The organism is Neptuniibacter sp. 2_MG-2023 (genome assembly GCF_030547495.1).
GTDB lineage: Bacteria > Pseudomonadota > Gammaproteobacteria > Pseudomonadales > Balneatricaceae > Neptuniibacter.
Genome location: NZ_JAUOQC010000009.1, coordinates 104,664 through 126,918, shown reverse-complemented (window position 1 = coordinate 126,918; position 22,255 = coordinate 104,664). Strand labels below are relative to the sequence as shown.

At 44.1% G+C, this 22,255-nt stretch carries 16 protein-coding genes; 1 reads left to right on the top strand and 15 read right to left on the bottom strand.

Features of this window, described 5'->3' with window-relative positions; genetic code table 11:
* Positions 1-199: 199 nt before the first annotated feature.
* From Q4486_RS10375 to Q4486_RS10325, 11 genes are all read right to left on the bottom strand, one after another.
* Positions 200-1,897: a flagellar hook-length control protein FliK gene (locus Q4486_RS10375; protein ID WP_303519356.1), complete on the bottom strand. Its 1,698-nt coding sequence runs from the start codon at positions 1,895-1,897 to the stop codon at positions 200-202.
* Positions 1,898-1,950: 53 nt separating this feature from the next.
* Positions 1,951-2,394, bottom strand: a complete 444-nt coding sequence (gene fliJ / locus Q4486_RS10370; RefSeq protein WP_303519355.1) for a flagellar export protein FliJ — start codon at positions 2,392-2,394, stop codon at positions 1,951-1,953.
* The gene (gene fliI, locus Q4486_RS10365) at positions 2,391-3,776 is read right to left on the bottom strand and encodes a flagellar protein export ATPase FliI (RefSeq protein ID WP_303418629.1); all 1,386 of its coding nucleotides are present in this window, start codon (positions 3,774-3,776) and stop codon (positions 2,391-2,393) included. The genes fliJ and fliI overlap by 4 nt, the downstream gene beginning before the upstream one ends.
* The gene (locus Q4486_RS10360; protein ID WP_303519353.1) at positions 3,769-4,539 is read right to left on the bottom strand and encodes a FliH/SctL family protein; all 771 of its coding nucleotides are present in this window, start codon (positions 4,537-4,539) and stop codon (positions 3,769-3,771) included. The genes fliI and Q4486_RS10360 overlap by 8 nt, the downstream gene beginning before the upstream one ends.
* 7 nt (positions 4,540-4,546) lie before the next feature.
* Positions 4,547-5,557, bottom strand: coding sequence for a flagellar motor switch protein FliG (gene fliG, locus Q4486_RS10355; protein WP_303418633.1), 1,011 nt, complete (start codon positions 5,555-5,557; stop codon positions 4,547-4,549).
* Complete coding sequence (fliF, locus tag Q4486_RS10350; RefSeq protein WP_303418790.1) at positions 5,550-7,181, bottom strand: flagellar basal-body MS-ring/collar protein FliF; 1,632 nt, start codon at positions 7,179-7,181, stop codon at positions 5,550-5,552. Before fliF ends, fliG begins: the two co-directional genes overlap by 8 nt.
* Positions 7,182-7,246: 65 nt before the next feature.
* Entirely contained in the window at positions 7,247-7,600 is a 354-nt protein-coding gene (gene fliE, locus Q4486_RS10345) for a flagellar hook-basal body complex protein FliE (protein WP_303418636.1), read from the bottom strand.
* Between the two features lie 173 nt (positions 7,601-7,773).
* Positions 7,774-8,403: a 3'-5' exonuclease gene (locus tag Q4486_RS10340; RefSeq protein ID WP_303519352.1), complete on the bottom strand. Its 630-nt coding sequence runs from the start codon at positions 8,401-8,403 to the stop codon at positions 7,774-7,776.
* 3 nt (positions 8,404-8,406) lie between these two features.
* Positions 8,407-10,236 carry a putative nucleotidyltransferase substrate binding domain-containing protein gene (locus tag Q4486_RS10335; RefSeq protein WP_303519351.1) on the bottom strand — a complete coding sequence of 610 codons (1,830 nt, stop codon included), beginning with the start codon at positions 10,234-10,236 and terminating at the stop codon, positions 8,407-8,409.
* 84 nt (positions 10,237-10,320) lie between these two features.
* Positions 10,321-12,138, bottom strand: coding sequence for a sodium:solute symporter family protein (locus Q4486_RS10330; RefSeq protein ID WP_303418644.1), 1,818 nt, complete (start codon positions 12,136-12,138; stop codon positions 10,321-10,323).
* A 31-nt stretch (positions 12,139-12,169) separates the two neighbouring features.
* Entirely contained in the window at positions 12,170-12,430 is a 261-nt protein-coding gene (locus tag Q4486_RS10325; RefSeq protein WP_067866506.1) for a DUF4212 domain-containing protein, read from the bottom strand.
* Positions 12,431-12,748: 318 nt separating this feature from the next.
* On the opposite strand from Q4486_RS10325, the gene Q4486_RS10320 reads away from it, so the two are divergent.
* On the top strand, positions 12,749-16,681 hold the full coding sequence (locus Q4486_RS10320) for a NahK/ErcS family hybrid sensor histidine kinase/response regulator (protein ID WP_303418648.1): 3,933 nt from the start codon (positions 12,749-12,751) through the stop codon (positions 16,679-16,681).
* A gap of 73 nt (positions 16,682-16,754) precedes the next feature.
* Here the strand turns inward: Q4486_RS10320 and Q4486_RS10315 are convergent, their stop codons facing one another.
* From Q4486_RS10315 to Q4486_RS10300, 4 genes are all read right to left on the bottom strand, one after another.
* Positions 16,755-17,420, bottom strand: a complete 666-nt coding sequence (locus Q4486_RS10315; protein ID WP_067866510.1) for a response regulator transcription factor — start codon at positions 17,418-17,420, stop codon at positions 16,755-16,757.
* Between the two features lie 156 nt (positions 17,421-17,576).
* Complete coding sequence (gene acs / locus Q4486_RS10310; protein WP_303418654.1) at positions 17,577-19,529, bottom strand: acetate--CoA ligase; 1,953 nt, start codon at positions 19,527-19,529, stop codon at positions 17,577-17,579.
* Between the two features lie 230 nt (positions 19,530-19,759).
* The gene (locus Q4486_RS10305; RefSeq protein WP_303519349.1) at positions 19,760-21,130 is read right to left on the bottom strand and encodes a sigma-54 dependent transcriptional regulator; all 1,371 of its coding nucleotides are present in this window, start codon (positions 21,128-21,130) and stop codon (positions 19,760-19,762) included.
* 24 nt (positions 21,131-21,154) lie between these two features.
* Positions 21,155-22,255: a PAS domain-containing sensor histidine kinase gene (locus Q4486_RS10300; RefSeq protein ID WP_303519348.1), complete on the bottom strand. Its 1,101-nt coding sequence runs from the start codon at positions 22,253-22,255 to the stop codon at positions 21,155-21,157.

The window sequence follows — 22,255 nt, the reverse complement described above, 5'->3', positions numbered from 1 at the left end:
CCACAAAAACTACTGTTTTTATAGTAAACATCGAACAAGAAGCCGAAGCGCCATTATAAGAAAAAGAAAATAAGTAGGTATATTAATCACCAAATACACCTATCAAATAAGAAACAACAAACTAACAACCTGATTTCAAAAATATTCTACGATAATTTACAGGTCACCTATCTATTTAATAATCATCAACAAAAGCGATCTAAGCATAGTAATCAACCAACGACATCGGTTTAGACTCCACTTGAGAAAGTGACTCTTCACCACCCGCTTCCCCTGATTCCATATATGAGCTTCCTGAAGCACCTTTTTCACCCTGCTCAGCAAACTGTTCTCTACGTTGCTGATCCGCAGATTGATCGGCCACAGATGAATCCTGCAAAGATAAACCTTGCTCAGCAAACATCTCACGGAGTCTTGGCAAGCTCTGTTCCACAGCATCACGAACATGCGCATGAGGCGAGGTAAAACTAAGACTGACTTGGTCTTGATTTATATGCACTTTGATACTCAAAGCGCCAAGTTCTGGAGGATCTAACTGAATATTAGCTACATTTAAATTCTGTGTCGAAACCATGATGGCGCGCTCACCCAATGCATTTTTCCATGCGGGTGTATTGATCTGAACTTGCTGCGGCATCATAAGGTTTTGAGCATCAGAAACCACCTTTTGAGCCTGTGTCGGCTGATTAACACCTGACGCCTGCTGAGTTTGAGCCAATACAAGCGTTTCCATACGCTGATTAAAGCTACTATCAGACACTTTCTCGTTAGACGTAACTTTCTGCAACAGCTGCTTTGACAGCTCCAACGCAGACTCAAATTTTTCAGGAAGCTCTTTTCCAGATATAGGTTTTGCAGCCACCTCTGCTTTTGCCGCTAAATCAGCGGCCATCTCTTTTTGATAGCTAGCACTCAACAGATCAGCTCGCTCAGAAACACGACCTACAGCAGAGTTATCTCTTTTTAAACTAGGATCAAGTGTACTATCGACTTCATCGTCAACAGGCTGAGGCAGCACAGTACCGGATGCTCTTTCATTATTCGATTTAAGAGCTAAATTCTGTGCAACTACAGAAGAAGCAGCCGCTTTATTCATTTCATCTGAAGCGCGTAATTGAGCAGCAGCGGCCATATCGGAAGAAGAATCATCCGCCGCGACCTGCGCTTGAAACAATGCAGCACGCTCATCTCTATTGGCATTAATAAGCGCAAGCTGATCAGCAGAACGTTGATTCACAATCTCAGATAAATCTTTCAATCCATCGGCATTAACAACATTATCGACCAAGCCAGCAATTCGCCCATTTTGCCGAACAGCGTCATCAGAAATTTCTGCATCATCAGATAACGCAGCGGTGCCTGAAGAGAATTCATTAAATTTAGCTTTAAGCGCATCATACAGAGCGCCATTACTCATACTCTCTTCAAGATCAGATAAAAGTATAGGAGGACCAACAACACCAGCAACCGCTAAATCATCCCCTATCTCTACATCAGATGACTCAACCTCTGCCACCTCACCTTCGTTTGATAATGTCGTGCGCTGCTCTGCGAATTCTTTCAAAGCTTGAGCAAGCTCTGCTGTAATCTCTGGAGGAAGCTCAGCACCCTCTCCATACTGTTGCTCTAACATCTGTGCGATATAGAGCATTTTCTGCTCCATGGTAATGTCCGGAAGCAAGCCATCATCGCTGACTTGCGGCAAACTAGCACCCGATTGCGGCAAAAAAGCGCCGCTGGCAAGCCCAGCTCCTTGTTCAGGCAATTGACTCAGCACTGAGCCAAAACCACTAAACAAAGCACCACCAGGAGCTAGCGAAGAGCCACTTGATGACGATACTGATAGATTTAAAGTTAATAGCCCACTACCTGCAGGCATTGATATTTGCTCGCTCATTCTAGGCTCCTATGAATTTGCCTAGTACAACAAAAGCAAAAAAAGGGCCAAGATTACAGGAAGGAGTTTTTCATTACTTGAGCACGCTCATCTATCTGCTTTTGCAAAGCCTTTTCCTCTGCTTGCATTTCAGTTTCGAGCGCCTTATCCGTCAGTTTTTGCATACCCTTCATACGTGCGTATGAAGTTTTCCAATGCTGTTCAACTGCCTCAAGTTCTTTTAAGTTCTGAGCCATGGCATTGCTCTGAGTATCTTTGGCATCTTGTATCTTCTGCATAAAAGCTTGCTGTGCATGCAATTGTGCACCGGTACAGCCTTCCGCATTGACCCCTAGATAATTTTGATGGTATTCAGCTAAATATTGATCCAACTGCCCCATAGTTTTCTTATCTTGTTCAACTCGCTGACGACTAGCCGCAAGAAACTGATCCGCCTGTTTCTTTTTTCTCTCGGCAAGATCAAGAACCAACTGTAATCGCTTTGAACGTTTACTCATTTCTGCAAGCCATTATTTGCTGGGCGACGTATTTGCTGGTTTAACTCCGCTTGTGGAGGTGTAGAGATAACCATAAACATCTGCTGCATAGATTCTTTTAGCGCGAAGGATTCATTCATACCCTGACACAGATAAGCGCTAATTGAAGGTAAATTTTCTATCACAAAATCAGTATCAGGATCACTTCCCTTAACATAAGCCCCTACATTAATAAGGTCTTCATTTTGATGATACTTAGAGTATAGCTGCTTAAACCGCATTGCCATTTTTAGATGATCCGCTTCAACAATCTGCGGCATCGCACGACTAATTGAGGCCTCAATATCGATTGCAGGATAATGTCCTTGTTCAGCCAAACGACGCGATAGAACAATATGCCCATCCAAAATCGCACGTGCCGAATCAGCTACAGGATCTTGCTGATCATCCCCTTCAGTCAATACCGTATAAAACGCAGTAATAGAACCACTACCCTCTTCACCATTACCTGCTCGCTCAACCAGTTTAGGAATTTTAGCAAAAACAGAGGGCGGGTACCCTTTAGTTGCAGGTGGCTCACCAACGGCCAGCGCTATTTCACGTTGAGCTTGAGCATAACGGGTTAGAGAATCCATTAGCAAAAGTACATTTTTCCCTTGATCGCGAAAATACTCGGCTATACGTGTCGATAATTGTGAAGCCCGAAGCCTCATAAGAGGCGAATCATCTGCAGGTGAAGCCACCACAACCGAACGCTTTAACCCCTCCTCACCTAAACTATGCTCAATAAACTCTTTAACCTCCCGTCCTCGCTCGCCGATCAGACCTACAACAATAATTTCCGCTTCAGTAAAGCGCGTCATCATCCCCAGCAATACTGATTTACCGACACCACTACCAGCAAATAGACCCATTCGTTGACCACGCCCGACCGTCAACAAACCATTAATTGTGCGGATACCTACATCAAGAGGCTGTTTTATTGGCTCTCGCATAAGAGGATTAATAATCTCTCCAGCCAAATCCGTTTCAGCTTCAGGCTGCAAAGGCCCTTTACCGTCTATAGGCTTACCAACACCGTTTAAAATTCGACCAAGAAGGTTCATTCCGACAGGGACTTTTCCGGACTCAGAAGAGGCTATAACTCGTGTTCCAGACTGTAATCCATCGATTGGATATAAAGGCATTAAATAGATGCGGTCTCCAGAAAATCCCACCACCTCAGCCTCAACTTTATTTGTTTTGGATAACTCAATAAAACAGCATGCCCCCACAGCACACTTAATACCGACAGCCTCAATCGTCAAGCCGATCATACGCGTGATGCGACCCTCTACACGCGGGCAAGGAGGATCTATTCGGTATTGAGAATAACGGGATAGTTTTTCTAGGAGCTTACTCATGATCGCCAGCGGCTTCATGTTTTAGATTGTTATAGAATTGCTCTACAACTTCGGAAAAACGCGCTTCAACCTCATCTTGAATCAAAGTACTTTCAGTTTCAAGACGAAAGCCACCAGCTGCAATATCAGGAGAAACCTCAACCACAAGAGATGCCCCTGGTAGAAGTAGTGATTCCTCAATAAACTCAGAATCGTCTGCACTTACTTTGAGAAGCACTGTCGTTATGGGTTCAGGCAACTGCTGTAAGCCTTCTCGAATAGAAGATAGAAGCAAATCCTTTCTTGTTAACAGCTCAGCACCTACTGTTTTTTCAGCCAATAAAACAACAAGTTTCACTAACTCTTCTTCGATAGCTGCGGTCGATTCGTCCAGTGGGGTTTGTAATTCAGACAACAGATCTTTAAGCATTGTTTGAAGCCTTTCGACCTCTGACTCACCCTGCTGAAAACCCTCTTTGTAACCAATTTCTCGTCCCGCAACTAAACCTGCAGCATGCCCTTCCTCTTGACCTTGACTACGCCCTTCCTCCAAACCCGCTGCAAGACCTTCAATACGTGCGGTTTCTCGAATAGCTTCAAGTTCAGCGACAGTAATCTTTTCTGCAGCAATAACTTCATCAACAACAGTAACTTCGGCAATCGTTTTATGCTGAAGCGCAGTAGCGGTCGTAGAAGACTTTCCCATTTGAGGTAAAGTCCAGCTTTGGGCATCACGCACATCTTCAGCCCTAATACGTTTATACGCCTTAGTTTCGTTAGACATATATCAATTACACCATCGCCTCACCACCACCGCCAAGGATAATTTCACCATCATCGGCAAGTCTGCGTGCAATGGTAAGCACCTCTTTCTGTGCACCTTCAACATCACTAACCCGCACAGGACCTTTCGCTTCAAGGTCATCTTTAAGCAATTCGGCAGCACGCTTAGACATATTTCTAAAGATTTTTTCTTGCAAGGCTACATCTGCGCCTTTTAGTGCAATCACTAACACATCCGTTGACACTTCACGCAAAATAGCTTGAATACCCATATCTTCAACATCAAGTAGATTATCGAAAACAAACATTAGATCAGAGATGCTAGACGCTAAATATTCATCCGATTCCTTAATGCTCTCCATCAACTCCACTTCCATATTAGAGTCAATAAAGTTCATGATATTCGCAGCTGATTTTACGCCGCCCAAGGTAGCAGTGCTCGCACCGCCTGCGCCAGCAAATTGACGCTCCAATATATCATTCAACTCCTGTAACGCTTGCGGCTGAATACGATCCAAAGCAGCAACACGCATAAGAATATCAAGGCGTTGTTTTTCATCGAAACACCCTAAAACACCCGCCGCCACATCAGGCTCAAGATAAGCAACAACCACCGCCTGAATCTGCGGATGCTCATAACGAATAATTTCTGCGATTTGTCGAGGCTCCATCCAGCGCAACGTATCAAGGCCAGACGTATTGGTGCTCATAAGAATACGATCGAGGAGAGTTTTAGCTTTTTCTTCACCTAACGCCTGATTAAGCATAGAGCGAATATAGATATCGTTATTAATGCCTATACCGGTTTGGTCGCTAACCAATCCCATAAAGTCACCTACAACCGATTCTACTTTTGTTTGAGGAACATTATTTAACTGTGCCATCGCCTCCCCAATCATTTGAACCTCTTTAGGGCCCATATGTTTGAGAATCTCTGCAGCGTCAGTTTCACCCAAGCTAATCAGCAGGATGGCGGCCTTATCAATTTCACGCCCCCCCTGATCTGCTCCGTCACTCATTATCACCTACCCATTGTTTAACTGCCTGCGCTACTCTCGCAGGATCTTCGGCCACCATACTACGAATAGCATTTAACTGATAATCAAAACTTTCATTGGGGGTAGGTAGTAATTCATCATCACTGCCAAAGGTCACAGAGTCAGACGAAAAGTCAGCGCCATCTAACCCAGCCAACTCAGCACTCACATCACCAGCAGCACCTAGACCAGCCACATGACCAGCAGTACCGGCTGTCGCCAAGTTACGTAAAATCGGTCTTAAAATCCCAAAGACTAAGACCAGAACAAAAATAACAGCCATTGCTTGCTTAGCGATATCCCAGATCCAATCTTGCTTCCAGATCGGAATATCCTCTGTCACTATAGGTTCTTCAGCGACAAAGGGAGTATTTACAACATTAACACTATCACCACGCAAGGCAGAAAAACCTACAGCATCTTGGACAAGTATACGTAAGCGTTCTAATTCATTCTGATCCCAAGGCGCTCTGATCGCATCACCGCTTGTGGGATCCACGCTAGACAGATCATCTACCACAACCGCTACAGTTAGACGTCTAACACGCCCTTGTTGATGCTTGGTATAACTGATCGTTCTATCCAATTCATAGTTTCGAGTCGCCTGCTTACGAGCGGAACCTGGAGATCCACCTTCCGCCGCAGCGCTGTCACCCGACCCTACTTGTTCAGGAACACTACTTGGCCCCGGCGGCTGATTAGATAATGCACCAGGCACTCCAACAGGTGCGCTTCCGCTAACACGAGATTCATCCATCGTTTGCTCACTACGCAACGCTGGCAGATCCGGATTATAAAGTTCATCCGTTTGTTCAACCGCTGTAAAGTCCACATCAGCAGACACTTCAGCACGGAAACGCCCAGCCCCCACAACAGGCTGCAGAATACTATTGACCCTATTGAGCAACGTTCCTTCTAGGCTTCGTGTATATTCAAGTTGCTTCGCTGCTAAAACGACATTAACGTCTTTGTCGCGCATATTCAGCAAACGGCCCTGCTGATCAACCACTGTTACATCTTTAACATTAAGAGCAGGAATACTTGAAGCGACTAAATTAGCAATTGATGCAACTTGATCCCGTTCGAGAGCTCGACCAGAAAAAAGTTCTAAGAAAACTGAGGCTGTAGGCTTACGAGTGTCACGAATAAACACCGTATCTTTAGGTATAGCTAAATGCACCCGAGCATTTCGAACGGCCGTCATACTAGCGATTGTGCGCGCCAGTTCACCCTCCAAACCTCGTCTATACCTTGTCGTTTCCATAAACTGACTGGTACCGAGGCTTTGCTCTTTATCCATTATTTCGAAGCCAACAGTTTTATCCGCAGTAAAACCTTCAGCCGCTAGCTTTAAACGTGCTTGATGAACATATTCATCAGGCACCAATATAGCCCGACCATCCGCATCAAAATTATAGGGCACATTGTATAAACGAAGTTGTTCGATAATCTGATTCGCATCAGAAAAAGAGAGATTACTAAAGAGAACTCGCTGTTCGGGCTTTTGAGACCACAGAACAACAGCAAAGCCTATAGCGACACTGGCAGCCAACCCAACCATCAAACCGAGTTGACGTACAATGCCTAGCTTATTAAAGCCTTGCATTGGGTTTCCACTTAACGTTTCAGAACCACCAGCCACAGCCACTCACCTTGAATTTCTATTTTTTATTAGATCGGCATATTCATAATATCTTCATAAGCTGAAACCAAGCGATTACGTACTTGGGTCATAGCTTGAAAAGATATAGACGCCTTCTCGGCCGCAATCATTACTTGCGGTAAATCGATACTCGAATCACCTTGCTCGTATGCAACCGCCAACTTTTTGGCATTCACCTGAGTATCATGAACACCATCAACGGCATTTTTTAAGATATCCCCAAACGACGTTCGTCCTACAACACCATTTTCCTTCAAACCTTCTGGCGCAATATGCGCAACATCAGAAGAAGTGGCTTGGACCTGCGCTTTAATAGTCCGCATTTGCATAAGAACGCTATTTATATCTGCTCTTTCTACCATACCAACACCAAGCGGCAATTTATTGACATTATAATCACACTTAGCACTTCATCAATAGAGGATAACAAAATAATGTCATTATTTTGTCTATTAAAACTATAAATGAGTACATATGGTAGAAATAAAGCAAAAAACGGGCCATAAGTCCCGCTAATCTTTTGACGTATTACCGATTAATAATGCGCTTCTGGCGGATCGCCGTATTTTAGACGCACATACATCAAAGCTACGGTCAAAGCATCACCTATAGCAGTATGCCTCTCCAACATGGGGATATCTAACTTTTTCGATATAGTATCAAACCGTAAATCGACATTACCACCGACAGACTTCCACTTGATGATATCGTGGTAGACGTGCGAAAGCTCCACCGCTTTATTCGGCAAACCAAAGCCATATAGCGGCCTGATAAATTTATCTAACATCCGAATATCATAATTCACGTAATAGCCTAAAATCGGACGATTACCGACAAATTCAAGCACCTGCTGCAAGGCATCTTCAATCTCTATACCTTCCGCTAAATCGCTCTCACGAATTTTATGAATTTTAATAGAATCGCCACTCAAAGACTTGGGTGGCTTTAATTTAATATCTAACCGCTCACTCGCGAGTACTTTGCGACCTCTAATCTTAACCGCACCTATAGATACAATTTCGCCTTGTTTCACATCTAAACTAGTGGTTTCACAATCAAGCGAAACAATCTCGTCGCCACTATAGGACTCAAAAAGATGGGCGAACGGACCCGCTTTGTGATCGTATTTCTCTTTTATTCTTCTAACCGCTCTGGGTATTATCATCAACTAACCCCCGAGGTGATATCTAAGCTCAAGATGCTTCTTAAACCCTTTTACAATATGCAAAGCATCTCGCAACAGATCACGCTCCATTTTATCTAACGACTGCAATTCAATTAAGTTAGGTGTTTGATCATGCCCACTTTCACTGCACTCTATGCGTTTAATTTGCTGCCTTAACCTTAAACTAATAAACAGACTTAGCGCTTCTGCTAGTTCACTACCATGTTTTTTCTGTAACTGATCCTGCTCGACCAACGCCTCAATTCGCTCAAATGTATTTGTCGCCTTAATACGATACTCAAGCGCAATCGTTCGAATACCATGAACAACAGGAAATATCCCACCCTTCTTAATATCTAAGTGCCCTTTATCTTTTAAGTTACCAAAGAAGGTTAACGGCGTATCAAACTCTAAGGATGCTTTTGCAAAATGAGAGAAAAACACATCATTATTACGTAAATGACGCATAAACCAGTTACGACTCGCTTTAAATATAGCAGGGTTACCCGCTACAGGTTTAGCATCTATAGCGATAGCCAAGTTCATCTGCGACTCACAGTCGCACTTTTCAGCCCACTCCCTCAACATCTGAGTCCACTCACCCAATGAACGAACCCAAGCGGGATTTGATACCATAATATTACCTGGGCACGGAGGAAAACCAAATCCGATCAAAGTCTCACTAAATCGATTTAAGGTCGCCTGCATCTCCGGCCAAACCAAACCATCTCGATAAATAACAGCATTATCTTGATCTGTTTTCATGATTTGCTCACCACGCCCTTCTGAGCCCATCACTAAAAGGCAAACATGGGGCTGCATATCAGAAGGAATGATAATATTGAATAATTTAGCAATAATCCGGCCATTCATTGCAGCCAAGAGGTCCATGGCAAATCGAGTCTTAACACCATGGGAGACTAAAGCCTTAATTAAATCATCTAAGCCCTGAGCAGCCTCTTTTAGATCTTCAACCGTTTGCGCTCTCTCAATCCGCAAACCAATCACATGAGAATGACTCGAAAAATAGCTCAACACATCCGTGAGCTCTACTATCCCACTCATCTCAGCTCCCTGCATAACCACAACACGTTCAATGCGCTGTTGAGTCATGATAATCAACGCATTGAACAGATAGTCATCTGGCTCAACTGTGATTAAGCGGTAACTTGCTATCTCCGCTAGATCCGTATCCATCGACATCTCATTAACGATAACCGCATCAAGCAAGTCAGTTCCGGTAACCATGCCATATCGACTTCCTCGTCTAACCAACAAGCAATCCGATTTATGCTCTCGCATAATCAGGGTTGCTTCACGTATAGAGGTCCCCTCCACTATAACCAATGGCTCCCTAATCAACCCATCGGATACTTTAGCCAACATAAATTCGGCCATATCTTGATCTTTGCCATGCTGCTGAACAATTTCAGTTTTAGCGGACAGGTTTTGCTGAAAATAGTCTGCAAACAGGCTATTCGTAGACATTAAATCTAATAAGGTTTTAGTCGGCAAAACATGACATATTGTTTCTTCTTCAGCGATAAAGTTATGAATAGCCTTACCTCGGATTGCAGACCAACCCCCGAAATAATCTTCATTCGTGTAATAAACAAAGATCTGCTCACGGCTTGTCTCCCCCTCCTCAATAACTTCGCTTTCACCCACCCTTCCTTTCAAAATAATAAACACACCTTCAGGCTCCTCCCCGGCAGCCATAATTACCTCGCCCTTTTGGTAGTAACCTATATCAAGGCTCGAACGCAGTATGTGTTCCTCTTTTTCATCCAACAAACTAAACGGAAGGTTTGTCATTTTGAAAGAATCAGGCATCTCTATAATCCTTATGCAATGTTCACAAAAAAGGGCGCTCCAACTTTACGCTGGGCGCCCCTTCCGTAAGGTGATTACTCGATCTTAATGATCATGAGCCTCAGTAGCGCCACGTGGAATACGTAGATCAGCTACAATCTCCTGGATTTCTTTTGGTGGTGCCGCAGTCATACTAGATACTACGAAGCCAACAATGATATGCAGAACCGCACCAACAGTACCGAAGCCACCTGGAGAGATACCTAAGAAGTACTGATCAGGCGTACCACTACCGAATGCGAAGTAGTACATGTAACACATTGTAGATACAAGACCTACAAGCATACCGGCAATCGCACCTTGTGAGTTATGACGAGTCCAGAAAATACCCATGATAATTGCAGGGAATACAGACGCACACGCCAAACCAAACGCTAAGGCAACAACCTGAGCCACAAAGCCTGGAGGGTTAATACCGAAGTAACCGGCAATACAAATCGCAACAATCGCAGCTAGACGAGCATAAAGAAGCTCCTGCTTATCGCTGATATTCGGATTGATAGTTTTCTTCATCAAGTCATGGGAGATCGCTGTTGAAATTACCAACAACAAGCCCGCTGCAGTAGATAGTGCCGCTGCAACCGCACCCGCTGCTACTAACGCAATTACCCAGTTAGGAAGCTGCGCAATATCAGGGTTAGCCAACACCATAATGTCTCGGTCGACATATACTTCGTTAGCAAATGGCTGTTTATTTGCATCAAACTCAGCATCATCTTTAGCGTTAGTTGCTAGACGCTGACCGTATTCGCCACGATCTTCAAGGAACGCAGGCTTACCTTTAGCGCCATTAAATGCATCACCAGCAGCATACTGAACTTTGCCATCGCCGTTACGGTCATTCCAACCGATAAGACCTGTATTTTCCCACTGCTGGAACCACTTAGCTTCGGTTTTTAGAGCTTCATAAGAAGCACCAGAACCATCAGCGCCATTCAGTGTTTGGATAAGGTTTACACGACCAAAACCAGCCACACCAGGAATCGCAGTATAAAGAAGCGCAATGAAGATCAATGCATAACCTGCAGAGATACGTGCATCTTTAACACGAGGTACAGTGAAGAAACGTACGATTACATGAGGAAGACCTGCAGTACCGCACATTAGAGCAACTGTTAAGCAGAAGATATCAATCGTAGATTTCTTACCGCTAGTATACTGACTAAAGCCTAAATCAACTGAAAGCTGATCCAACGTCGCTAGTACAGACATACCACTATCTAATGTAGCACCTAAACCGATCTGTGGAAGGATATGACCCGTAACCTGAGCAGATAGGAACAATGCAGGTACAGTAAACGCAAGAATAAGTACGCAGTACTGTGCAACCTGAGTATAAGTAATACCTTTCATACCACCGAGTACAGCGTAGAAGAATACGATCGCCATACCGATAATAACACCTGTGTTGATATCAACGTGTAGGTAACGAGAGAACACGATACCAACACCACGCATCTGACCAGCAACGTAGGTGAAAGAGATTACAATTGTACAAGCCACTGCAATTACACGCGCAGTTTGCGAGTAATAACGGTCACCGATAAAGTCAGGTACTGTGAACTTACCAAACTTACGTAGGTAAGGTGCTAACAGCAGTGCTAACAATACATAACCACCAGTCCAACCCATTAAATAAGCTGAACCATCACGACCGATAAAGGAAACCAAACCGGCTAGAGAGATAAACGAAGCTGCAGACATCCAGTCAGCCGCTGTCGCCATACCGTTTGCAATTGGTGGTACACCACCGCCTGCCACGTAGAATTCTTTGGTTGATCCTGCGCGCGCCCATATCGCAATACCGATATATAGCGCAAAGGAGCCACCTACAAAGAGAAAAGTTAAAACGTCGAGACTCATAGCAATGCCGTCCTAATTGAAATTATTATTGTTATTCGTGAACGTCATACTTCTCGTCAAGCTTGTTCATACTGAACACATAAGTCCAGATCAAGATGACGAATACGAAGATTGACCCCTGCTGGCCGAACCAAAAACCTAATGGGAAGCCGAAAAACGGAATCTCGTTAAGCTGTTCAACGAACAGGATTGCGCAGCCGTAGGAAACTACAAACCAGATCGCAAGGTGAGTCATAATGATGCGCAAATTTTCGCGCCAGTAGGCTTGCGCCTGCTCATTACTAATTGACATAACACCATCCTTATTTTTGTTATTGAAAAATTGGTGAAAATTTAAGACAGGTAGAGACTATCAGACACCGTCGCCAAACAAAGCTAAACTTTAGTCGACTCGTTATATCCTTATGCCTACCAATCTCCCTCTGATTAGCCGTTTTCCGTAGAGTCTAGGGCATAACCAAAAAACCTATTAACAACAAACACCTATACAAAAGTATTAGTCATTTAGATACATATCTATTCGTTATTCTGCAAAAATCAGGTAAATATTGGGTTCCTGCTAAAAACTAGTAAACTAACTACCTGATAATCTCACCGAGGAATTGTGTTTATGCTTTCAGGTTGGTCGATAATTCTTATATCGCTTGCCTACCTAGGCTTGCTTTTTGCCATCGCTTACTACGGTGACAAAAATGCTCAAAAAAATCCTCGGGCAGCCAGTAGACCAATCATCTACTCACTCTCCCTTGCTGTCTACTGTTCCTCTTGGACCTTTTATGGAGCAGTAGGCAGAGCAAGCACTAACGGATGGGAGTTTTTAGCCACTTATCTGGGACCAATTATCGTATTTATTTTTGGATGGCAATTAATTGAGAAGATGGTGCTGATCAGCAAACAACAAAATATTACAACCATCTCGGATTTCATCTCATCTCGCTACGGGAAAAGCCAAGCCTTAGCTGTACTAGTAACCATTATTGCCGTTACCGGCACTATGCCCTATATCGCCATGCAGCTTAAAGCTGTAGCGATTAGCTACAACGCCTTAACGCCTGGAACAGAAGAGGTAATAAGCAAAGGGAGTGATACCGCACTCTTTGTGGCCATAGTCATGGCAATTTTCGCTATACTTTTTGGTACGCGGCAGATTGATGCGACCGAACACCATGAAGGCTTAGTACTCGCCGTAGCTTTCGAATCCATTGTAAAACTCGCAGCATTTATAGCCGTGGGTATTTTCGTAACCTTTGAAGTTTTTGATGGTTTTGGCAACCTTGCTTACAATATCGCCTTACAGTTAAACAACAATAACAATTACACAACCTCACTCCTTGAAGGCAGTTTTTTAACAGAAACACTTCTCGCCTGCGCGGCCGTTATCTGCTTACCCCGTCAATTTCATGTCACCATAGTAGAAAATACAAATGCTGGACATTTAAAACTGGCTCGCTGGTTATTTCCTGTCTATTTGATTTTACTATCGGCTTTCGTTTTACCCATCTCTACAGCAGGTGTGCTCTATTTTGAAGGTACAAACGTTGATGCAGATACTTTTGTACTTATGCTCCCCTTAGCTGCGGATTACAAACAACTTGCGACCTTCGCGTTTATTGGGGGATTATCCGCGGCCACCAGTATGGTTATCGTAGCGAGTATTACCTTAGCCACAATGGTATGTAACGACATTATCATGCCGCTTTTATTTCGAATTTCATGGCTCAGACTCTCGGATAACAAGGATATCGGCTCCCTTTTACTTCGTGTCCGACGTATCACCATTTTATGCCTAATGATCTTGGCCTATTTTTACTATCGAATTTTAGGCGACCAATCCCCTCTAGCGTCTTTCGGCTTACTTGCATTTGTAGCAGCAGCACAATTCCTACCAGCGATTATTGGCGGAATTTACTGGAAATCAGGGTCTCGTAATGGGGTTATTGCCGGTCTAATTGGCGGATTTATACTATGGCTTTACACCCTTGTACTTCCCTCTTTTAGTGAAGCTGGACTACTGGGGCCTGAATACCTAAATAACGGGATATTTAATATTACTTGGCTTTCCCCAACCCATCTATTTAATCTCGATAGCCTAGATGTTTTATCCCATGGAGTATTCTGGTCTCTATTCGTTAATACGAGTCTTTATATTCTGATCTCTCGCTACGCAACACCACGACTTGTGGACCGTATACAAGCAAGCGCATTTGTTGACGTATACAACAAGGATCTAACCGAAAGCTCAAGACAGTACGGGCAAGTCACTGTTGGTGATTTACAAATGCTGACAGAGCGTTTTCTAGGGATCAGCCGCACCCAACATGCGTTTACGGGCTTTGCTCTACAACGGGATGAAGACCCTCCTTTATCTGATGATAAAGCCACACCTGAATTAATCCAATTTACCGAACGATTACTGGCGGGCGTGATTGGTGCTTCATCTTCACGCATAGTCTTAGCGTCCACCTTGCGTGGAAAAGACATGCACATTGGCGATGTTGTAACTATCGTTGATGAAGCTTCTCAAGCACTCCGGTTCAACCGCTCACTTCTGCAATCGACTATTGAGAATATCAGCTTAGGTATCAGCGTAGTCGATCAGCAAATGAGGCTTGTAGCATGGAATCGAGTTTATGTAGAGATGTTCGATTATCCGGAAGGCCTTATCTGCGTTGGGCGCCCAATTGAAGAAGTATTTCGTTTTAATGCAACCAAAGGAGAATACGGCCCCGGTAATAACGAGGAACAGGTCAAAAAGCGTTTATCCTTACTTAAATCAAGCCAACGCCACAGTTACGAGCGTTTTCGCCCCAATGGCACAGTCTTAGAAGTCCGCGGCAACCCAATGCCTAACGGCGGCTACGTTAACACCTACATGGACATCACCACTTACAAACATGTAGAAGAAGCGTTAAGGGAAAGCGAACAAAATATTCGTATCTACACGGACAATGTACCTGTACTTATTGCATACCTTGATCCAGAACGACGCTATCTTTTTGTCAATAAGGCTTATGCAGAGACCTTCCACTTAGATCGAAACTCAATCTCAGGAAAACCCTGCTATAAAATCATGTCTGAAGCAGAATATGAGCTTAGAAGCCCTTACATTACCGAAGCACTAAAAGGTAAACAGCAGCGTTTTGAAACGACCTTACCAACTTCCGACGGAAGCAAGCGATACGCAGAAGTAAAATACATTCCACATATAGGTGATTACGGCGATGTACTAGGTTACTTCTCTTTATATCAAGATATTACAGAGCGACGTAAAGCAGAAATAGCCCTTAAAGAGACTAACGAAACCCTAGAACAGAGAGTGAGAGAGCGAACGCACGCCCTTTCTGTCGTAAACAAAGAACTACGTAAAGAAAATACAATCCGCTCACTAATGGAAGATGAGCTACGTCAGGCCAAATCGGACGCGGATGATGCCAATATAGGCAAGACACGTTTCTTAGCTTCAGCCAGTCATGACCTATTACAGCCTTTAAATGCGGCACGTCTATTTACTTCCGCACTGGCCCAACAGAGCCATAGCGAGGAAACAAGTCAGCTGGTAGATAATCTAAATGGTTCTTTAACTGCGGCAGAAGAGCTAATTACCGCTTTACTCGATATATCTAAATTAGATGCCGGTGCATTAATTCCTTCAATTAGTGACTTCTGCCTAAGCGATATGTTTAACGCGCTGAATACAGAATTTACAGCCGTTGCAAAGAAAAAAGGGCTAAGGTTTCGTTTCGTCCCATGTAACAAAATTGTTCGTTCCGACCAACAGCTTTTACGCCGTGTAATTCAAAACTTCCTATCCAACGCTATCCGTTACACACAAGAGGGAAAAATTCTGCTGGGTTGTCGCAGAGACAATAACATGCTGAGAGTTGAAGTATGGGATACCGGTGTCGGCATAGCTGAAGACAAACTCAACGAGGTATTTGAAGAGTTCAAGCGAATAGACAACCCAAGACACTCCCAAGTACAAGGTCTAGGACTAGGACTAGCCATCACCGAGCGTATTGCCAACATGCTAGGACACAGCCTGAATGTTCGCTCATGGCCAACCAAAGGCACCGTATTTAGTATTGAAATACCTTTAGGTGATCCAGCAAAAGCTATCAAACCTAAACCTGAAAAACGCGGCTGGATTCACAGTAAAGGGCTCAAAGGAATTAAGGCATTAGTGATCGATAATGAACCTAAAATTCTTGAAGGGATGTCAGCTTTACTTAATGGTTGGGAATGCGAGGTTAATACAGCACTATCAACAGCGGATGCGATAAAACAGATTAACGCGGGCTTCCAACCCGAAATAATTCTGGCAGATTATCATCTTTCAGAAACACTAACCGGTATTATGGCGCTGGAAGATATTCAACCACTGCTCAACAAAAAAGTACCGGCCATTATCATTACCGCAGACCGCACCGAAGCAGTAAAAGAGGAGATCGCCGCTAATGGCGCTCAACTACTCACAAAACCGATTAAGCCTGCTGCACTAAGGGCCATCATTAACAAAACCATCGCAACCGCACGGGCCAGCTAAAGCAAATCATCCCTGTGCCACAGACATGAAAAAAGGCGCATTAAGCGCCTTATTAAAATCAACGAGCTACAAGTTACTCTAAATCAGTTTTAGGCGGTTCTACACCCAAACGTTGTGCTGCGATTACCGCCTGTGTACGACTATGAACGCCCAATTTACGTAAGATAGCAGTTACATGCGCTTTGATGGTCGCTTCTGAAACATTTAATTCATAAGCAATCTGCTTGTTTAGCAGCCCTTCAGTCAACATAGTCAAGACGCGAAATTGCTGCGGCGTTAAGGCCGCTAAAGCGACTGCAAACTTCTGATCATCTTCACTTACATCAGGAAGATTATCTGCAACCTCCTGTGGCAACCATTCCTCCCCTTTTAGTACCGCAACAATCGCATCCGCTATTGTTTCTAAAGAAGAAGATTTTGGAATAAAACCAGAAGCACCATAATCAATTGCACGCTTCATAATATGAGGCTGCTCGCTTCCGGAAACTACAACCACAGGTATCCCTGGATTTTGACCACGAAGAAAAACTAAACCTGAGAATCCATTAGTACCTGGCATGTGAATATCAAGCAAAACAAGATCAGCATCAGAATGCTGGTCAACAGCCTCCTGAACAGCCGGTAGAGAATCTGCTTCTATCGTCTCGACGCCGGGCAGTGCCTGAGCAACCGCCTGCTTCAAAGCCGCGCGAAATAGTGGATGATCATCTGCAATAATAATTTTTTGAGCTAACTGCATGCGTTCAATTCCCCCTTAAGAAACTGTTACTCGAACGCCGACCGTAAATGGAACGGTTTTCCAGTGATTTAACTACTACTATAGAACAAAAAACTCCCGTAAGTCTCGGATATTCCGAGTCCTACGAGAGTTTTTTAGACTAAATATTAAAAAATATTACTTAGCACGGTTCATTCGGTTATTGATGAGATCATCTACAACCGACGGATCAGCCAGTGTTGAGGTATCACCTAATGCATCAAAATCATCTTCAGCAATCTTACGTAAGATACGGCGCATGATTTTACCGGAACGAGTTTTCGGCATGCCTGGTGCAAATTGAATCAAGTCAGGCGAAGCAATTGGACCAATCTCAGAGCGAACATGCATACGCAGTTCTTTCAGTAGCTCATCTGATTGCTCGTAGCCGGACTGTAGCGTCACGTATACGTAGATACCCTGACCCTTAACTTCATGCGGGTAACCTACTACAGCGGCTTCAGCTACAGCAGGATGCGCAACAAGTGCTGACTCAACCTCAGCGGTACCCATACGGTGACCAGAAACGTTAATTACGTCATCTACACGACCTGTGATCCAGTAATATCCATCTTCATCACGACGCGCACCATCACCTGTAGTGTAATAGCCTTTGTAGGTAGAGAAGTAAGTCTGGATAAAGCGCTCATGATCACCCCAGATAGAACGGCTCTGACCAGGCCATGAGTCTTTAATAACTAGGTTGCCATCTGTAGCACCTTCTAGCTCATTACCATCCGCATCAAGCAACGCTGGCTGAACACCAAAGAATGGACGTGAAGCAGCGCCTGGTTTAGCAGCGGTAGCACCAGGTAGAGGCAAGATCATCATGCCACCTGTTTCTGTCTGCCACCACGTATCAACAATTGGGCAACGGCTCTGACCAATAACACGGTAATACCATTCCCACGCCTCAGGGTTAATCGGTTCACCTACTGAACCTAAGATACGTAGTGAAGATAGGTCGGAATCACCTAGAACATCTTCACCTTGCTGCATCAAGGCACGAATCGCGGTTGGCGCAGTGTAGAATTGATTAACTTTATGTTTTTCAATAACACGACCAAAGCGGCTGTTATCTGGGTAGCTTGGAACACCTTCAAACATCAAGGACGTGCCGCCGTTAGCAAGCGGTCCATACACGATATAACTGTGACCTGTAACCCAACCTACATCAGCAGTACACCAGTAGATGTCACCTTCTTTATAATCAAAGGCATACTCATGCGTCATAGACGCGTAAACCATGTAGCCGCCGGTTGTATGCTCAAGACCTTTTGGCGCACCCGTTGAACCGGATGTGTAAAGGATAAACATTGGCGCTTCCGCTTCCATCTCTTCAGGAGCGCAATCTGCAGAAGCATCGGCTACAAGATCTTCATACCAAACATCAACCTTGTCATTCCAAGCAACGTCTTTATCAACACGGTTAACAACGATTACGCTCTCAACACGCTCTTTCGCTGCTTCATGCTCTAACGCTTTATCAACATTAGCTTTAAGCGGTACAGATTTACCTGCACGTAGGGAGTAGTTTGAAGTAACAACGACTTTGGAATCTGCACCTTCGATACGCGCAGCTAATGCTTCCGGCGAGAAACCACCAAATACGATTGAATGCACTGCACCAATACGTGTACATGCCAGCATCGCAACAGCAGCTTCAGGGATCATTGGCATGTAAAGAGTTACAACATCGCCTTTTTTAACGCCACGCGCTTTAAGCGCATTTGAGAACTTACAAACACGTTCATGTAGTTGACGGTAAGTAATATTCTCAGACTCACTTGGGTCATCTCCTTCCCAAATGATAGCAACCTGATCACCGCGAGTTTCTAGATGACGATCAAGGCAGTTGTATGAGGCATTTAACGTACCATCTTCGAACCAACGGATATCAACATTATGTGGATCAAAAGATGTGTTTTTAACTTTAGTATATGGTTTGAACCAATCTAGGCGTTTACCTGCTTCACCCCAGAATGTGTCTGGATCATTCACAGACTGATCGTACATTGCTAGATATTTATCATTATCAATGTGCGCCTGTGCCGCTATCTCCGGACGAACTGGATATATTTTTTCACTCATCGTGATGCCCTTAGCTTGATTGTTGTAATTATCAAATACCCTCAGATCGTCTATGTTTTTGGTATTTTTTTATTATCAGACGCAAACGAGGTTAAATATCTGTCCTAGGTTTATACAGAAGGGAGAGCAATACCCTGAATTAGACCTTGGTATATCCGAGCTAAGACCTTAGTCTCAGAAATCCAGCAACCTACTAATTTATAAGGACTTTTTTATTATCACTCAATTCTTCAACGACCGAGCAATTTATCCAAATCTAAGCCTAGCTCACGCATTTTTGCTAATTTATAACGCAACGTTCGGGGACTTATCCCTAAATTTTCAGCGGCATCCTTGCGGCTTCCATGAGTAGCTTTCAACGCATCGATAATTAATTGGAATTCATGTTGACGCATACCTTCGCCCAACTGACCCACCAAATCTTCATCATCTAATTCGGTCTCTACTTCCGATATTTCCGCCTGGGGAATGTCAGCAGGATTAAGCATAAGATCAGCCATTCGAATCTCAGCCCCCCCTTGCAGAATCAAAGCACGCTGAACCACATTATCTAACTCCCTAACATTACCCGGCCAAGTATGCTCAACTAGCGCATTAACAACTTCAGAGGACAAACCAACAGGGGAACGCTGCATCTTTTGACAATACTTGCTAAATAAAAGCTCTGCTAAAGGCACTATATCCGCTGGCCGCTCTCTCAAGGGTCGCCATTGAAGAGGAAACACATTTAAACGGTAATAAAGATCTTCTCGAAACTTACCCTCAGAAACATAAGTTTCAAGCTTGCGGTTAGTCGTAGCAATCACACGGACATTGAGTGATATCACTTTACGCCCACCGATACGCTCAACTTCTTGCTCCTGCAAAACGCGTAACAGTTTTGCCTGTAAACCTAAATCCATTTCCGACACTTCATCTAACAGCAAAGTTCCCCCATCAGCTTGTTCAAACTTACCGGGAGAGCTGGTATATGCTCCAGTGAACGCCCCTTTTTCATGCCCAAATAGCGTAGCTTCCAACATATTTTCAGGGATAGCTGCGCAATTGATGGCAATAAACGGTTTATCCGCTCGTGAGGAGTGGTTATGAATATATTGGGCTAAAACCTCTTTACCCGTTCCTGATTCACCAGAGATAAGCACTGTAGAATCTGAAGCAGCCACCCGTCTCGCCAATTGAAGTAATTGCTTACTACTACTCTCTTCGGCAATGGGCTGTTGTGCTTCTGGTGCTACAACAGCGCCCGAGGCAAAACGACGTACCGCAGAAATAAGGGCTTCAGAATCAAAAGGTTTCATTAAATAATCAACAGCACCTGCCTTAATCGCCTCAACCGCTTTGCTCACTTGGCCAAATGCAGTGATTAACATAACAGGTAGCCCTGGATGCAACTTCCGAATCTCATCTAAAAGCTGATGACCATCCATACCGGGCATATTCACATCAGTAACAACCATATCGACCTGATGTTTGGCGAGTAACGCTAAGGCCTCTTCAGCATCAGGCGCCTCAATATAAGAGAAACCCGCTAGCTCTAACGTATCGCAAAGCGCTTCTCGTAACTCATTGTCATCTTCAACAATCATTATCTTATTAGGCATATTGTATATCGCTCAAGCTTAGAGTTATTTGGTTGATAGGCACGGCAATACTATAGTAGCAACAGTGCCCTCCCCCAGAGTGGAGCGTATTAAAAATTCACCATGATGAGCATGAGCAACCACCTGAGCCACAGCTAAACCCAACCCTGTACCATGGGACTTAGTTGTATAAAAAGGCTCTAGCGCACGCTTTACCTGCTCCGGCGCCATACCTTGCCCTTGATCAATAATCTGCAGGGCTATGCGGCCCGCGTCATCCGTAAAACGTATAGTTAATTCGCACCCTTTACCACTTGCCTGCAGCGCGTTTTCAACCAAGTTAATACATACACCTAATAGTGCATCTTTATTACATTGAAACTCATAGTTAGGGACATCATTGATACAATCACAATCAGCATCATAGCTGACTAGAGGAAGGTCGAGCATATCCTCTAACTCCCGCATAAATGAGGAAGAAGAGATCAGATCATCCAACCGCATCTCTCCCCGTGCAAAAATCAGCATATCTCGCACTTGCTGCTCAAGGTTGGTTAAGCGAGATTTAGCTTTACGTGCAAACTTCTGTCGCTGTTCAACCAAAAGATCTGGGCGCATTAGGTGATCAACATACAGTAACGCAGCAGATAGCGGCGTCCGAATCTGATGCGCCAATGAGGCCATCATACGACCCATTTCAGATAACCGTTGATAATGGGAAACACGTCCTTGCAACAACCGTGTTTCGGTTTGGTCTGTCAGTAACACTAACTGGCCCGGCTCACTATCCATCGCACGGGTCATCAAACTTACACGGCGACCATCTTTTAAAGAAACTTCATGGCCATCATCGCCACGAGGTGCAAAACTGCGGTTAATAATGTCAAACCACAACTGCCCGATCAGAGGGGTGCCCAAAAAGTTTTCCGCTGCAGGATTGGCTTCAGCCACTTTGCCTGCGCCATTAATAAGGACAACACCAGCCGGCAAAATCGACAGTAAATTTTGAAAGCGGTCACTAAGCCCAATATTTTTATCTTCATTTTTTTGACGTTGAAGAGATTCATTTACTAGAGATTCTTGCGCCTGACTTAAGGCAGCTTCTAATTCCGTAATACGGGCTTTATAGCGTTCGATATCATTCAT